Source organism: Hymenobacter sp. J193, assembly GCF_024700075.1.
Classification (GTDB): domain Bacteria; phylum Bacteroidota; class Bacteroidia; order Cytophagales; family Hymenobacteraceae; genus Hymenobacter.
In genome coordinates, this window is record NZ_JAJONE010000001.1 from 4,269,557 (window position 1) to 4,283,632 (window position 14,076).

Below are 14,076 nucleotides of genomic sequence, written 5' to 3' on the forward strand. Positions count from 1 at the left end.
GCGACCAGTTGCAGCGGCCGTTCTTCCGGGTTTCTTACCCTTTCACTCAGGGGTTGATTTACAGCTTGTAGCTCAGCGTAGCCGAGAAGTTGCGCGGAGCAATGGGGTTCACGCTGTTGTCGTCGTGCAGGTTGTAGCTCAGCTCATCGAGAAGGTTGGCCATCTTCACGCGCAGCGAAACCCGCTCGTAGGTGTAGCCCAGCGAGGCATCGAAGAGCGTGTAATTAGGAATGGCAATGAACTTGTTGACATCCGAACCGGTAGGCCAGGGTTGGCCGTTTGGCTGAACCTCCCGAGGGTTGCGGCCCGCCAGCTTGTCGCCCACGTAGTAGGCCGTTACGCCAGCGGTTAGGCCTTTCAGCGCGCTGCTATTCAGCGTATAGAACAAGCTCAGGTTGGCCGTATGAGCAGGGTTATAGCGTAGGCGGCTACCGTTTTTGTAGATATTACTGTTGGTATAAGCTGTATTGTTGTAGCTGTAGCCAGCCACCACCGACCAGCCCAGATAAGGCTTGCTCTGCACGTCTACCTCTATGCCTTTACTGGTCACTTCACCGGCTAACTCCTGCGGGTTTATCTTGTTGACAGCCGTTTCGATGCGCGGATCGTTCAGTAGCACGCTCTGCACTTGGTTGCTGTTGACGATGTGGTAAGCCGTTACGTTGGCTGAGAGTGCGCCATTGAACAGATCATTTTTAACTCCCACCTCATACTGGTCAATAATGGACGGAGGCAAAGGCTGGCCGTTGAGGTCCGTAGCCGTGTTGCTCTGCGGCGTGAAGGAGTTCGAGTAGGAAGCAAAAACAGCTGTCGACTTAATAGGCTGGTACACAATTCCCAGGCGGGGCGAGAAGGCGTTGTCAAAACGCCGGTTCTGTTTGAGTGTTCCGGCCGTTTTAGCATCATTGTTAGCTACTGTTGAGTAGTAGTAAATGTCGCTAGGCGTTTCCTGGTAGCTCCAGCGCAGGCCCGCCAGTACCTTTAGCTTCTCCGAAATACTGATCAGATCCTGCACGTAGAAACCGGCCCGGCGGGTGTTACCCAGTGTCAGCTGGTTGCGTACCAAATCATTGAAGTCCGTGAGTCGTGCCGCAGGCTGCGCAATTTCTTTGTTGGGGTCCAGTATGTTGATGATGTCATACGCAGTAATAGCCTTTTTGGGGTCAGAAGGCAAGGCGGGGTTACCATAGGCCAGCGTTTCGGTCTGGTACTGATCGGCATCGGCGCCCATGAGCAGCGTATGGCCCAGGAAACCGGTGCGGAAGTTACCCGTTAGGTCCAGCTGCGCCAGGTAGTAGTTTTCGGTGGTTTCGGTGCGTTGCAAACCCCGGGTAATGTTGCCGTAGGTGGCGCCAGGCGTACCGCTGCCTACCGGCCGACTAGCGCTGCGCAGCTCATTGTCGTAGCGCTGAAAGCCCCCAACGGCCCGCACTTGCCATACATCTGTGAGCTGGCTGCTGAGCGTGGCGGTGGCGGTAGTTTGGTTGGTCGCGTTGTTGGCGCCTGGCACGTTCAAAAAGCGTGTGCGCGACTCCTGAATCTCGTAATTAATAGCTCCAATGCCAAAGTCCGGGGTGCGGCTGTCGTTGAGGTAGTCGCCTTCCAGCACTAGGGTGGTTTTAGGCGTGAGCTTGAACAGCAGGGAAGGGTTGAAGTACACGCGCTCCGACTTCACTTCGTCGCGGTAGCTGTTGCCGCGCTCATACGTGGTATTCAGGCGGTAAGCTACTTTGTCGCTCTGGCCTACGGCGCCGTACACGTCCACCATCGGCTTCCAAAAGCCAAACGAGCCCACGCGCAGGCCCAGGGAGCCGCCGCGCTCAAACTTCGGTTTCTTCGTCACCAGATTCAGCACACCGCCGGCCGCCACGTTGCCGTAAAGAATGGCCGCGCTGCCTTTCAGTACTTCCAGGCTTTCCAGGGAGCTGGCTTCGGGCATGATGCCGTTGTTGAAGCGCACCCCATTCTTAAAGGTATTGTTGGAGCCGTAGGCAAAGCCGCGGCTGCCCAACTCTTCCTGCGTGCCGCCGGTAGTGCTGGTCACGTAAATACCCGACACGTTCACGATGGCGTCGCTCAGGCGCAGCACCTGCTGCTGTTCCAGCGTCTGCTGGCTTACCGTTACCACGGCCTGGGGCAAATCCATGGGCCGAATGGGCATCTTGCCTACGTTGGTCGGCTTATCGTTCTGGCTGCGGGCGCTGGTTACCGTCACACCGGCCAACTGCTGGTCGGTTACGGGCAGGGCCACGGCGGGCACCGTCAGCACCTGGCCGGCGGTAATCTGCACGGCCTGCTCCTGGGTGCCATAGCCGATGTTGCTGAAAACGAGTTGATACGATCCGGCAGGAGCCGAGAAGCGAAAGTTACCCTGCGCGTCGGAAGTAGCACCGTAGGTGGTGCCTTTCAGCGCCACGGTTACGCCCTCCAGCGGTTTGCCATCCGCAGCCGTTACCCGCCCGGCTACCCGACCGCGCTGGGCCGTTTCGTCGCCTTCGCTGCCCGTCCGCTTATCGAGGTGCGCCGTCTCCGGCAGTACAGCCATTGGTAAGGCGTGAGCCAGATTACCTATCGAAAGGGACGCCAGCAGCAGAAGAGGAAACGGTCGGTTCATAGCTCAGGAGCAGGAGAGTTTATTTGGACTCTTTCAAAACAATGCAAAGCTCGGGGCTATTTAGATATATTCAAAATAGAATCTGGAACTATTTTAAATAAGTCTGGAGGCAAGTAGATTGTGAACTGAGATTCAGCTCTATTCATAAAAACAGAAGCCGCCTATCAGGCGGCTTCTGGTGGGTAAGGGCAATAATGACACAAGCTAGGCCAGCATTTGCTGCACCGGGTTCAGGGCAAAGGCTTCGGCCAGGAGCTGGTAGGAGCGGAGCCGGTCGTCGTAATCGTGCATGATGGACACGGCCACTACTTCGTCGACGCCGTAGCTGGCGGCCAGCGCGGTAAGCTCCGCTTTCACCTTATCGGGCGTGCCGCTCACAATGCGGGTGTGATGATACGCCAGACGGGACTGCAGATCGGGCGAAAACGAAGCTATGTTCATCGTTTCCAGCGGGCCGATGGGCGTGAACTGGCCGGTTTCCAGCTTTAGCATCTGCAGGGCCAGATTATCGGCCAGGGCGCGGGCGTGGCTTTCGGTGTCGGCGCAGACTACGAAGGTGGCTACGTTGGCTTGGGGCGCGGCCAGTTCCGGCGAGGGGCGGAACCGCTCCTTATATACCTGCACCATTTTGGGGCCGCCGTTGGGGTTGATGAAGTGGGCAAACGAAAACGCCGCGCCCACGTGCGCCGCAAACAGGCCGCTTTGCCCACTAGAGCTCAGCAGCCACATTTCGGGCACGGTATCCGTGAAGGGCGCGGCTTTCACCTTGGCGTGGATGGTGTCGGCCACCATGTCGTCGCGCAGGTAGGCCCGCAGGTCCATCAGCTGCTCGGCAAAGTCTTCGTCGCGGAACTGGTTGTGGGGGTTAAGGGCGTGGGCCGTAATACGGTCGGTGCCGGGGGCGCGCCCGATGCCCAGGTCAATGCGGCCGGGGTAGAGCGTTTCGAGCAGACGGAAGTTCTCGGCCACTTTGAGGGCAGCGTAGTGGGGCAGCATCACCCCGCCCGAGCCCAGGCGGATGCGCTTGGTTTCGGCGCCGAGGCGGGCCAGCAGCACCTCGGGGGCCGAGCCGGCCAGCGTGTTGGTGTTATGGTGCTCCGATACCCAAAAGCGGGTGTAGCCCAGTTTATCAGCCAGTTGTGCCAGCTCAATGGTATGCTGCAGGGCCTCGCGCGGGGTGCGCCCCAGCGGCACCGGCGACTGGTCGAGCACGCTCAGGCGCAGGGGAGAAGTGGAAGTCGGAAAGTCAGGATTCATAGCTGCTACAACCGCGCCCATCCTCCGGAAGTTTAGCCCGGTACCAGCGCTGGAAGTTGTACTTCCCCTCCTTATTTGAAGGAGGGGTGCCCGGAGGGCGGGGTGGTAAAATTCGTTGAATGACAACTAGCTCTAGCCAACCACCCCGGCCTGCGGCCTCCCTCCTTCAAAAAGGAGGGGAACTAGGTTTTCGCTTTTTACCTTCGCCGCCGATATGATTACGACGCTTACGCTGGCCCTTTTGTGCGGGGCCGCTTTTCTGGCCGGCCTGGTAGATGCCATTGTGGGCGGGGGCGGGCTGATTCAGCTGCCGGCTATGCTGCTGCTACTGAAAGGCACGCCCGTGCCCACCATCCTTGGCACTGGTAAGGTGTCTTCCCTGATGGGCACGGCGGCGGCGCTGCGGCGCTACGCGGGGCAGGTGCCCCTGCGGTGGCGGGCCGTGGGTACGGCAGCCGGGGTAGCGGGGGTGTTTTCGTTTCTGGGGGCGCGGGTGGTGAGCATGCTGCCCCAGGCGCTGCTGCCGCCGCTGGTGCTGGGGCTACTGGTGGTTATTGCCCTCTACACTTTCTGGCGCAAGGATTTCGGTTCCCTGCACGCTCCCCGGCTGTCGGCTGGACGCGAGCCACTGTACGGGGCGTTGGTGGGGTTGGTCATTGGGTTCTACGACGGGTTTTTCGGGCCGGGCACGGGCTCGTTTCTGCTGTTTGCCTTCGTGGGCCTGTTCGGCTACGACTTCATTATGTCCTCAGCCTCGGCCAAGCTGGTGAACGTAGCCACCAACCTGGCGGCGCTGGCCTACTTCGCCTACACCGGCCAGATTCTGTGGGCCGTGGCCCTGCCTATGGCCGTGAGCAACATTCTGGGCTCGATGCTGGGGGCCCACCTGGCCTTGCGCCACGGTACGGGCTTCGTGCGCACCCTGTTTCTGGTGGTGGTCAGCGCCTTCATCATCAAGCTGAGCATGCAGGTGTTTGGCGGGTAGCGGGCGGAGTGACCGACTGCGGTAGGGCGCGGGGCTTGTCCCCGCCCGTCGTTGAACGATGGATGCCGGAGTCGTTCAACGACGGGCGGGGACAAGCCCCGCGCCCTACATCAACCTGCTTCCTTGAATACGCTTCCATCGGAACCTGTTTCGTTTCGGTCAGGAGGTGTTTTCGATTACTCGGGAGGCATTTCGTTTCAGTCGGGACGTGTTTCGCGTTAGTCGGGAGGTGTTTTCAATTAGTCAGGACGTGTTGCTGATTGGTCAGGAGGTGTTTCGCTTTAGTCGGAGGGTGTTTTCGATTGGTCGGAGAGTGTTTTGCTTTAGTCGGGACGTGTTTGTGAAAGGTCGGGAGGTGTTTTCGATTGGTCGGGGAGGGTTGCTATTCGGTTGGAATCCTGATACTTTGGGGCTGGCAAGCAAGGGGTTGCCACGCTGCGCGGAGCGGTTCCGCGGTTAGTATATACGTGTATGGATAAGCCCAGAGAAGACCAGTTAGCTATGTGTAAGCACGTAGCCGCCTACGTGACCGAGCACGCCGCCAACCTGGCCGTGAGCGAAATGGCCGCCGCCCAGGCCACCGAAGTAACTACCCGCTATGCCTAGGTGGCCGGGGCCCGGGGCGGCACGGCCCGGCGCACCAACAACCTCACGGCCGATGCCAAAGCCCGCAAGAAAGAGCTGCTGGAGCTGCTGCCGGCCCTGCTGGGACCCATGAGCCGCATTGCCACCCGTTTGCAGGACCACGATTTGCTGGCTTCCATCACGCTCAGCAGCAAGCAGCTGCGCAAGCTCCGGCCCCTGGCCTTCGTGGCGGTGGTAAACTCGGTACTCACCAGCGCCGCCCGCACCGACGTAGCCGCCGAGCTGAGCAAGCAGGGCCTCAAGCCCGCCACCCTTAAGCCCCTGCGCGACGCCCTCACGGCCTTCCAGCAGGCCCAGCCCGCCACCCGCCAGACCATCAACGAGCGGGTAGTGGCCGGGGCTGCCCTCGAAGACCTGGTAGACGACCTGATGGACGAGGTGCGCCAGCTGGATGCCGACATGAAAGCCTTTAAGCTGCTCAACCGCCCCCTCTACAACGGCTACCAGCAAGCCCGCAAACTGGTGGATACCGGCGGGAAAAGCAGCAGCCCGGAGCAGCCGAAGTAGCTAGCGGGGTTGGCCCGCTCCGTTGGGGCGGGCCGGCTTTTGCGGGCTTACTTTGCAGCCTGAGTGGGTGCGCCGTGTGCATGTAGAAGAGGTTAAATAACTTGGAGAGATATGAAAAGCATACTACTGATATATGGACTTGTATATTTATTGTCAGTGTCCCCCACCTATATGGTGGATAATGATAAAATATGCTGGCAAGAGAATGTTATATTAACTGTAAATGATTTTCAATCATTGTATCCTCCTGTGCCAGAATATGTGTTTAAAGCACAAGCTTGGAGTAAGTGTAGTATCACAGTTATCCGTAGGTCTAAAAAAGATGGTAATGACTTTTGTGATGTAAGAGTGTATTTTATAAAGTCAAAATCATGGTTTGAAATAAGCAAAACCGATTCTAGAATAAATAATGAAGTGCTAGCTCATGAGCAACTTCATTTTGATATAGAGGAGTTGGTGGGGAGAAAAATAAGGAAATGTGCCGATGATTATTATAAAATAAATACAAAGTATAGTCTGGAGTTAAATTCGCAAATAGATTGTATTTTTCAAGAAAGAAGGGCTCTTCACTCTCTATATGATGAAGAAACAGATCATGGTGCTATAGAAAATAAACAAATAAAATGGAAAGAAATTATTAAATCGGAGCTTGATAATTTAAATGATTATAAATCTACGCCAAAAGATTGTGCAATGTGATGCATGCGTAATCCTAGGGTAGATTATATTCCTGTCTTGCGCGAGTTTAGCGTAGCGTAACTCGTGACATACTATAGGGTAGAGGTTCTAACTCCACTGCCGCACCAGCGGCTAGCCCTCCGCATCGTTCTGACAGCGGAGACGCAGCCTCCCAAATAAGCAAGGCACGAGCTACAAGCTCGCGCCGGTCCTACAAACCGCTACCTACTCCCCACCCGGCAGGCCGGGGGCGGGGTTGCCTTGGATGCCCTGGGAGCTGGGTACGCCCATTTTCTCTTCCCGCTTGCGCTGGTACCGGTCGAACTGCTGGGGCGACAGCACGTCTTTGAGGGACGAGAGGCGGGAGCGGCCCACCGCATCCACAATGGCGGATACTTTGCGCACATCCTGGCGGTACTGCAGGCGGGCGGTTTCCACGGCCCGCACGCTGGTAAGGTTGATCTGGCGCACTTTCTCCACCTGCTGCGGATTCAGGCCCAGCGCATTCTGCATGTTTTCGGTGAGGGCGTTGGCGCGGGCTTCCACCTTATCGGCCGGGGGCGTGGGGGCCGGGCGAGGGGCGGGGGCTGGCGCGGCCTCCACGGTGGTTTTGGCCTTGGTGGTAGTGCCGGTGGCCGTTTTGGTTTTCGTTTTTACGGTGGCGCTTTGCGCCATGCTCAGGGAAGGAGCCGCCAGAAAAGCCAGGGCGAGCAGACAGGATTTGTTCATAGCAGAGAAAAGACGGCTGGTAGAAGCGGCCGCGGCTGGGCCTGTAAATATGATGCCAATTACGGAAAGTGGCGGCGCTATAACGCCACCGGCAGTCGGAAACGTGCCGGAGGAGCGGGAAATCTGCAGGCTCAGGCGCAACCTTTCCGGGTCCATTCCATACAACCCTATATGAAGCGAGAAACCCGAAACAATTGGTTTACGGCCCTGGGCGTGGGCGCTCTGGTAACGGCCGCCACTGTCTGGAACAACCGGCGCGGCTCCTACGACTTGCGGGGTCGCGTGGTGCTCATCACGGGCGGCTCGCGCGGACTGGGCCTTATCCTGGCCCGGCAGGCCGTAGCCGAGGGGGCCAACGTAGCCATCTGCGCCCGCGACGCCGACGAGCTGGAGCGCGCGCGCCTGGAGCTGGCGGCTGGCGGTACTAGGGTCATGACGCTGGTGCGCGACCTCACCAGCCCCGAGGACGTACGCACCCTGGTAGCCGAAGTCCAGAACCAGCTCGGCCCCATCGACGTGCTCATTAACAATGCCGGCATCATCACAGCCGGGCCACTGGAGCACATGGATGAGCGCGACTACGAGGAGTCGATGCAGGTGCATTTCTGGGCCCCATTCCATACCATGCAGGCAGTATTGCCCAATATGCGCCGTCGCGGCGAAGGTCGCATCGTGAATATAGCCTCGGTGGGCGGCAAGGTGGCCGTGCCGCACCTGGCGCCCTACTGCGCCAGCAAGTTCGCGCTGGTTGGCTTGTCGGAAAGCTTCCGGGCCGAGCTGCTGCAGTACGGCGTGAAGGTCACCACCGTGTGCCCGGGCCTGCTGCGCACGGGTAGCCAGGGACACGCCATTGTGAAGGGCCAGCACGAGCGGGAGTACGCCTGGTTTAGCCTCGCCGATTCCATGCCCGCCCTCTCCATGGATGCCGACCGGGCCGGCCGCGAAATCTGGAATGCCTGCCGCCGCGGCGATGCCGAAGTTATTCTCAGCCTGCCGGCCAAGCTGCTTTCTGCGTTCCACGGCCTGCTGCCCGGCACCACCGCCGACCTGCTCAGCTGGGTTAACCGCACCCTGCCTAGTCCCACCGACGTGGTAGGCAACGAGCGGCGCCGCGGCTCCGATTCTGAAACCGAACTGACGCGCTCTTGGCTAACCGGCCTCACCCAGCAAGCCGCCCGCCGCAACAACGAAATTGACCCTAGGCCAACTCATTAAATCAGTTCAGTTGCCCTTTAACGGATAATTGGTCTACGGCTGGTACCCAGAAATCTTGGCTCAAGCAGTGACGGCCGTAAGCTGCTGGAAGCCGGGATATGGGCATAACGAGGTAAATATCTATACAATTGTAGCTAGGTTTGGGGCCCATTCTTCTTGATGGGTGCTATCCTGGTGCGTATGAATTGGAAACAATGGCTTAAAAATGACCGGTTCTTAGAGTATCTGGTCGTAGCCGTCATTCTAGGTATTGGCTTAGCTGTCCGAATCATTCAGTATCCTAAAATCCCGCCGGGGTTCAACCAAGATGAGGCCGGCAGCGCGTATGAAGCCTATGCCCTGGCCCTCACGGGTAAAGACAAGTGGGGAAATGCCTGGCCCGCCTACTTTCCTGCCTGGGGCAGCGGCCAGAATGTGCTGTTGGCTTATCTATCGATTCCGGTAGTGAAGCTGTTGGGCCTGTCGATTTTCTCGGCCCGGCTGATTCCCCTTAGTCTGGGGATTCTCACGCTGCCTTTGCTCTACGCCACCCTGCGCTCCTTGCCCCGGTACGGGGCACTGCTCAGCGTGTTTGTAGTGGCCGTGGTGCCCTGGCATTTCATGTTGTCGCGCTGGGCACTGGAAAGTAATCTGGTGCCTTTCTGTATGCTGGCAGGCTGCGCGTTGGTAGCCAAGGCCCTGCTCACGGCCCGGCGCCGCTGGATTCTGCCCGCCCTGCTGCCGTTTGCGGCTGCCTTGTATGCCTATGGCACAACGGTGCTTGTCCTACCGGTATTGCTGGGGTTACTAGGGCTGCTGTTTGCCCGCCAAATCCGCCAGCGCTGGGGCGCGTGGCTGCTGGCCCTGGGGCTATTTTTGGTGGCAGTCTTTCCTTTTCTGCTGTTTTTCGGCGAAAACTACCTGCTGAAGCGCAACGTGCCCTGGACCGACCACCTGTTTTTTGCCACGCCGCTGCTGCCTGCCGACCGGCTCAGCCAGGTTACTTCTGCCAGCTGGCTCGATACCCTGCACCGTAACGTGAGCTTTGCCTTCTCCGGCTTCAATGATGGCACCGCCTACAACCTGCTGCCGGGCTTCAACCTGCTGTTTGTACTGATCGGTCCGGCCGTCGCCATTGGCTTCCTGGCAGTAGGCTACCGGCTGATCCGGTTTCGCCGGAACGGCGGCTACTCTGCCTCCGATACCGTCCTGGGAATATTCTGGGCCTGGCTTTTGGCGTCAACGGGGCTGGCATTTGCGTTCGACCTGAACGTCAACCGGTTCAATCATTTCTTTCTGCCGTGTATTGTGCTGGCAGGTTGGGCACTGGGCGAAATCATTAGCAGCCTTCGGGCTCCCGTTTCCCGGCAGGCTATTCGGGGCGTGCTGGCCGGATGGTTTGTGCTGGAAAGCTTTTTTGGTATTCAGTATTATTTCTCCACGTATGCCAGCGGAGACATTCGCAGTCAGTTTAACGCCGGCCTGAAGGATGCCTTTGCCGCCGCCGCCACGTTGCCGGTTCAGCAGGTGCGCATTACGGACCGTATGCCCCTGGCTTATGTGTACGCTCTTTTCTTCCTGCAGTATCCGCCCGCCGATTTTCAGCATACGGCCCGCATGGAGGTAACGGGGGGAACGTACAAAGTATATTCATTCGGAAAATACCTGTTCTATGATGACGGCCTGAACCACAACCAGGCATTCGGATACCTGTCCCGCAAAAACGAGTACCAGCCCGGGCCTAAAGGCCGTAAGGAAGTTCTGTACTCCGACGAATTCTGGGAGGTAGGAATTATAGAATAAGGAGCAAAACCGTGCGTGCGGCTTATCAGGCGGGTAAGCTTTGGCAGCTTGGGCAGTGGTAGGTAGCCCGTCCGCCCACGTAGTGCTTGCCGATTTCTATGCCGGGGTGGCGGGGGCAGAAGCGGTGAGCCTCCGTCCCCGGCGTGGCCGACTCGTCCCACTCGCGGGCGTGAATAAGAAAGGAAGCCGGAAAGTGGCGGTAAACGGCCTCGTGCTCAATGGCCGTGAGTAGCACCAGCTTGGATAGCCGCGTGCAGAGCTTTGAATTCTTTGGGCGTAAGTGTATTGGCAATCCGCTCCGGATGAATTTGCGCCTGGAACAACACCTCATCTACAATCCAGTTACCCAGGCCGGCGGTGAGGCGCTGGTCGAGCAGGGCGGGTTTAATAAGGGTTTTCTTCTCGCCCAGGCCTTTCTGCAGCTCTTCGGTGGTAATGGCCAGCGCATCCGGTCCTATCTTCTTGGCGCGCTGGTAATCGGCCACGCTATCGGCCAGGCGGATGCGCCCGAACTTACGTGGGTCAATAAAGGCCACGCGCAGACCTTCGGCCAGATGGAACGCTACGCGGGTAAAGCGCGGCCGGTCGTGCTCGTCGCGGTAAGCGCCCACGTCCCCGGTCATGCCAAAGTGCAGGGCCAGCACCTGGCCGGTGGAGAGTTCCAGAAAGCAGTTTTTGCCCAAGCGGTGCGTAGCAGCCACGGTGGCGCCTACCACGGCGCGTCGCAACTCTTCTTCGGGCACAGCCAAGACGTGGGCATCCAACACTTCCACGGCTACGATGCGCTGCTGCACCAGCAACTCATCCAGCAGGCGGCGGTAGGTTTCTACTTCGGGTAATTCGGGCACAGAGCAGGCAGGTATAGATGGGATAAGACAGAGCAGTCAGGAAGAAAAATTCTGGCCTTAGCTCAGCAATAATTAACACCTGCCTGCTCGTAGAAGTTGCCTAGCTTGCACAGTTTTGCCCGTTGAACCGCCATTGCAGCAGTTTCATGAACGGTGTAGAGACGCATATTTGCGTCTCGTCGTTGAATAATAGACGACGCAGATGGCAAGACGCGAGTACGCGTCTCTATACACCAGATACATCGTTCAAGAAAGCGCTATAAGCAAGTCTTAAACGGTGAGCTGGCCTTCTACTACCACAACGCCACTGCCGCCAATCTGCACGGACTCAATTGCGTGGCGGGGGCCGCTGATTTGCACGTTTACTTTCCCGGGCCGACCAAGCCAATGGCCCTGCTCGGCCACAAAGTGCGGCTGCTCCAGGTGCCCGTAGTGCCAGAGGTAAGCGGCCATGCCCCCGGTGGCTGAGCCCGTAACCGGGTCTTCCAGGATGTCAGGCGGCGTACCAAAGTGGCGGGCAAACGTGTGGCCCGCGGGCGTAGCTCCACCCAGGCAAAACACGTGCGGACTAAAAAAGTCGGAACCCGCACGGTAGCGGCCATAGGCAGCTGACTCTGGTGGCCCGGCGCGCCGAAGGGCGTCGTGGCTGCGCACGAACAGCATCAGCTGCGGGGTACCCGTGCTCACCGTCTGGATAAGAGCGCCGGGCACCAGATCTTCCACAGTAAGGCCGAATAATGGGGCTATGATGGCCGGGTTATGCACCTGCCCAAATACCGGCCGCCGTTGCGTCATGAGCACCTGCGGCTGCGGGTTTTCCATCGTAGGTGCCACCACGTCGATACGAACAGGGCCCTCGGTCAAAGCCAGGGAAAGACTAGTGCCAGTGGAAGGCAGCGGCAGCCGCCCCGTGTGCAGCAGCGCCGTAACCGTAGCAATAGTAGGATGACCCGCCAGCGGAATTTCCTCGGCCGGCGTGAAGAACCGCACCCCAAACCCTGCTTCCGCCGACCCAACCACAAACGCCGTTTCCGACTGATTGAACTCGCGCGCCAAACCCTGCATCTGCGCGTCAGTCAGGCCCGCGGTATCCAGCACCACGGCACAGGGGTTGCCCCCCAGCGCGGTTGGGGTGAAGGCATCAATCAAAAGAAAAGGAAGCGTGGGCATAGTGGGAAAGCTAAGCGAAGCCAAAAGCTGCCTGGGACACTTAGAATGTCATGCTGAGCGCAGCCGAAGCATCTCTACAGGTTAGTATCTTCCTACTGTTTGGCAGTACTTTGAGTGAAGAGCCATCGGAACCAATTTGCTAACACGTTACTAGGAGTATTCTTTCTATTGGTTGAATCGTTGAATTCCATTTTACCGCTGCCCCAAGTCCAGAATTCGTCGTACCCAAGGAAAAGGTTCAAGTCGCGGGCATCTTGCTCTGTCAACGGCTCTACGATATGTAAATCCATAGACTCTAGCCACTCTCTTACAGTTCTAGGTTCTCCATAGATGTCGCCGTACCGCCTCCAGAAACCATATAATGGTCCTGCTTCAACCTTAATAAGTTTTGTTTCGGGCAGAAAGCAAAACTCTTCATAGGTAAGTATTTTACCTGTGTTGCACCCAGTCCCCACGCAAAAAAGCCCAAGGCCTTGACACCATTCTGGGTGTGTCCGAGGCTCAGGGTCAGGGTATGGTTTCATGCAATCAGTTGAATAAGTAATGTTGATACTGCAACGAAGCGGTAGAGATGCTTCGGCTCCGCTCAGCATGACTCAGGCGTATTTTGGTGCCGAAGAAGAACTAAAATAGTCCGAAAACTACGCTCGTTTACGCAAAGTCAGCCGGCCCACACACGCAAAACGCCCGCTACCGTGAGGCAGCGGGCGTTTGGGAACGTAGAAAATCGAAGCTTAGGAAGGGTCTGAAACCAGGCCCACCTGCTGGCCGCGGGCGTTGTATACCCCGCCCTGGGCACTCACGTAAAGACGCCGCTCCTGTCCATCTACCAGCACATAAGGAAAATATTGGCTGTCGGAGCGGGTAAGCCGGCCCACCACCTGCGCGGTATGGTCGTCACCAAGTCGTACCACGTTCAGGCGGCTGGTGAGGTAGTACGGCTCATCGGGGTTGCTGCGGAAGGTGATGCGGCCCACTACGCTCACCGGTGTTGCGGCGGCTACGGTGCGTACCGGCATGGCTTGCGGCTGGGGGTTCAGGGCTACGGGCTTGGCCGAAGGGGCTGTGGCACGGGTGCTGGCGGCAATCTGCCCATCGGCCCGCTGCCAGCCCGCCCCAATAGAGCCGAGGCGGTTGCGGCGGCCGGGGTGGGTAGCCGAGCCGGCATCGTCGCTGGCTACGGCCATAGCGGCCTGGGCTTCGGCCAGGCTGGCGCCCATCTTACGCAGCACAAAGCCCGAAAACTCATCGGCTTCCAGCTCATCGGCGGGCTGGGAACCGCCGGGGCGCAGGGTGTGGCCGTTGAGATGGTGGCCCATTTCGTGGGCCAGAATGCTGATGCCGGCCCAGTCGGTGTGGCCGGCCCGGTTCACGGCCGCCAGAAACTGCGGGTTGTAGAGCAGGTAGCGGTGGCCATTGTACACCACGGCGGCGGCGTTTTCAACCTGCGAGGTGGCCCGCAGCTCAAAGCGCGGCTTTAGGCCTACCACGTCGGTAATTTCCTGGATAACGTCGCGGTTGGTGGGCGCAACGGTTTGGGCCGAAGCGGCCGAAGAAATCAGAAGCCCGCCTGCCAGGCACAAGCCAGCAATGCGGCGAAAAATGCGGAGGTGAGTCATGAAAATATCCTGTAGCTGGATGAAGGA

General features: G+C 58.5%; 12 protein-coding genes. 5 read left to right on the plus strand and 7 right to left on the minus strand.

Translation table 11 applies throughout. The features are described 5' to 3' along the window. Positions 1-58: 58 nt before the first annotated feature. Both LRS06_RS18635 and LRS06_RS18640 read right to left on the minus strand, forming a co-directional pair. Positions 59-2,545: a TonB-dependent receptor gene (locus tag LRS06_RS18635; protein WP_257872881.1), complete on the minus strand. Its 2,487-nt coding sequence runs from the start codon at positions 2,543-2,545 to the stop codon at positions 59-61. Positions 2,546-2,818: 273 nt separating this feature from the next. Continuing rightward, entirely contained in the window at positions 2,819-3,871 is a 1,053-nt protein-coding gene (locus LRS06_RS18640; protein WP_257872882.1) for an LLM class flavin-dependent oxidoreductase, read from the minus strand. Positions 3,872-4,085: 214 nt separating this feature from the next. Here LRS06_RS18640 and LRS06_RS18645 point away from each other — a divergent pair, with 214 nt between their 5' ends. The 3 genes from LRS06_RS18645 to LRS06_RS18655 all read left to right on the plus strand — a co-directional run bounded on the left by LRS06_RS18645 (position 4,086) and on the right by LRS06_RS18655 (position 6,707). Next, positions 4,086-4,856 carry a TSUP family transporter gene (locus LRS06_RS18645; RefSeq protein WP_257872883.1) on the plus strand — a complete coding sequence of 257 codons (771 nt, stop codon included), beginning with the start codon at positions 4,086-4,088 and terminating at the stop codon, positions 4,854-4,856. Positions 4,857-5,462: 606 nt separating this feature from the next. After that, a complete protein-coding gene (locus LRS06_RS18650; RefSeq protein ID WP_257872884.1) occupies positions 5,463-6,008 on the plus strand; it encodes a hypothetical protein in 546 nt (181 codons plus the stop codon). A 111-nt stretch (positions 6,009-6,119) separates the two neighbouring features. Beyond that, positions 6,120-6,707: a hypothetical protein gene (locus LRS06_RS18655; protein WP_257872885.1), complete on the plus strand. Its 588-nt coding sequence runs from the start codon at positions 6,120-6,122 to the stop codon at positions 6,705-6,707. Between the two features lie 204 nt (positions 6,708-6,911). Here the strand turns inward: LRS06_RS18655 and LRS06_RS18660 are convergent, their stop codons facing one another. Then, on the minus strand, positions 6,912-7,415 hold the full coding sequence (locus tag LRS06_RS18660) for a hypothetical protein (RefSeq protein WP_257872886.1): 504 nt from the start codon (positions 7,413-7,415) through the stop codon (positions 6,912-6,914). A gap of 171 nt (positions 7,416-7,586) precedes the next feature. On the opposite strand from LRS06_RS18660, the gene LRS06_RS18665 reads away from it, so the two are divergent. After that, positions 7,587-8,630, plus strand: a complete 1,044-nt coding sequence (locus LRS06_RS18665; protein WP_257872887.1) for an SDR family oxidoreductase — start codon at positions 7,587-7,589, stop codon at positions 8,628-8,630. A 180-nt stretch (positions 8,631-8,810) separates the two neighbouring features. Continuing rightward, positions 8,811-10,412 (plus strand): glycosyltransferase family 39 protein, encoded by a 1,602-nt coding sequence (locus LRS06_RS18670; RefSeq protein ID WP_257872888.1) that lies wholly within the window; start codon positions 8,811-8,813, stop codon positions 10,410-10,412. A gap of 25 nt (positions 10,413-10,437) precedes the next feature. Here the strand turns inward: LRS06_RS18670 and LRS06_RS18675 are convergent, their stop codons facing one another. From LRS06_RS18675 to LRS06_RS18690, 4 genes are all read right to left on the minus strand, one after another. Continuing rightward, a complete protein-coding gene (locus LRS06_RS18675) occupies positions 10,438-10,647 on the minus strand; it encodes a hypothetical protein (protein ID WP_257872889.1) in 210 nt (69 codons plus the stop codon). Beyond that, the gene (locus tag LRS06_RS18680) at positions 10,628-11,260 is read right to left on the minus strand and encodes an Fpg/Nei family DNA glycosylase (RefSeq protein WP_257872890.1); all 633 of its coding nucleotides are present in this window, start codon (positions 11,258-11,260) and stop codon (positions 10,628-10,630) included. The genes LRS06_RS18675 and LRS06_RS18680 overlap by 20 nt, the downstream gene beginning before the upstream one ends. Before the next feature lie 270 nt (positions 11,261-11,530). Further along, positions 11,531-12,430, minus strand: a complete 900-nt coding sequence (locus LRS06_RS18685; protein ID WP_257872891.1) for a PhzF family phenazine biosynthesis protein — start codon at positions 12,428-12,430, stop codon at positions 11,531-11,533. A gap of 734 nt (positions 12,431-13,164) precedes the next feature. Beyond that, positions 13,165-14,049 (minus strand): membrane-binding protein, encoded by an 885-nt coding sequence (locus LRS06_RS18690; RefSeq protein WP_257872892.1) that lies wholly within the window; start codon positions 14,047-14,049, stop codon positions 13,165-13,167. Positions 14,050-14,076: the final 27 nt, after the last annotated feature.

Bases quoted from the DNA above. Each gene is read 5' to 3' on its own strand.
- LRS06_RS18640 (WP_257872882.1), bottom strand. From the start codon at position 3,871: ATGAATCCTGACTTTCCGACTTCCACTTCTCCCCTGCGCCTGAGCGTG.
- LRS06_RS18665 (WP_257872887.1), top strand. From the start codon at position 7,587: ATGAAGCGAGAAACCCGAAACAATTGGTTTACGGCCCTGGGCGTGGGC.
- LRS06_RS18645 (WP_257872883.1), top strand. From the start codon at position 4,086: ATGATTACGACGCTTACGCTGGCCCTTTTGTGCGGGGCCGCTTTTCTG.
- LRS06_RS18670 (WP_257872888.1), top strand. From the start codon at position 8,811: ATGAATTGGAAACAATGGCTTAAAAATGACCGGTTCTTAGAGTATCTG.
- LRS06_RS18660 (WP_257872886.1), bottom strand. From the start codon at position 7,415: ATGAACAAATCCTGTCTGCTCGCCCTGGCTTTTCTGGCGGCTCCTTCC.
- LRS06_RS18685 (WP_257872891.1), bottom strand. From the start codon at position 12,430: ATGCCCACGCTTCCTTTTCTTTTGATTGATGCCTTCACCCCAACCGCG.
- LRS06_RS18635 (WP_257872881.1), bottom strand. From the start codon at position 2,545: ATGGCTGTACTGCCGGAGACGGCGCACCTCGATAAGCGGACGGGCAGC.
- LRS06_RS18690 (WP_257872892.1), bottom strand. From the start codon at position 14,049: ATGACTCACCTCCGCATTTTTCGCCGCATTGCTGGCTTGTGCCTGGCA.
- LRS06_RS18655 (WP_257872885.1), top strand. From the start codon at position 6,120: ATGAAAAGCATACTACTGATATATGGACTTGTATATTTATTGTCAGTG.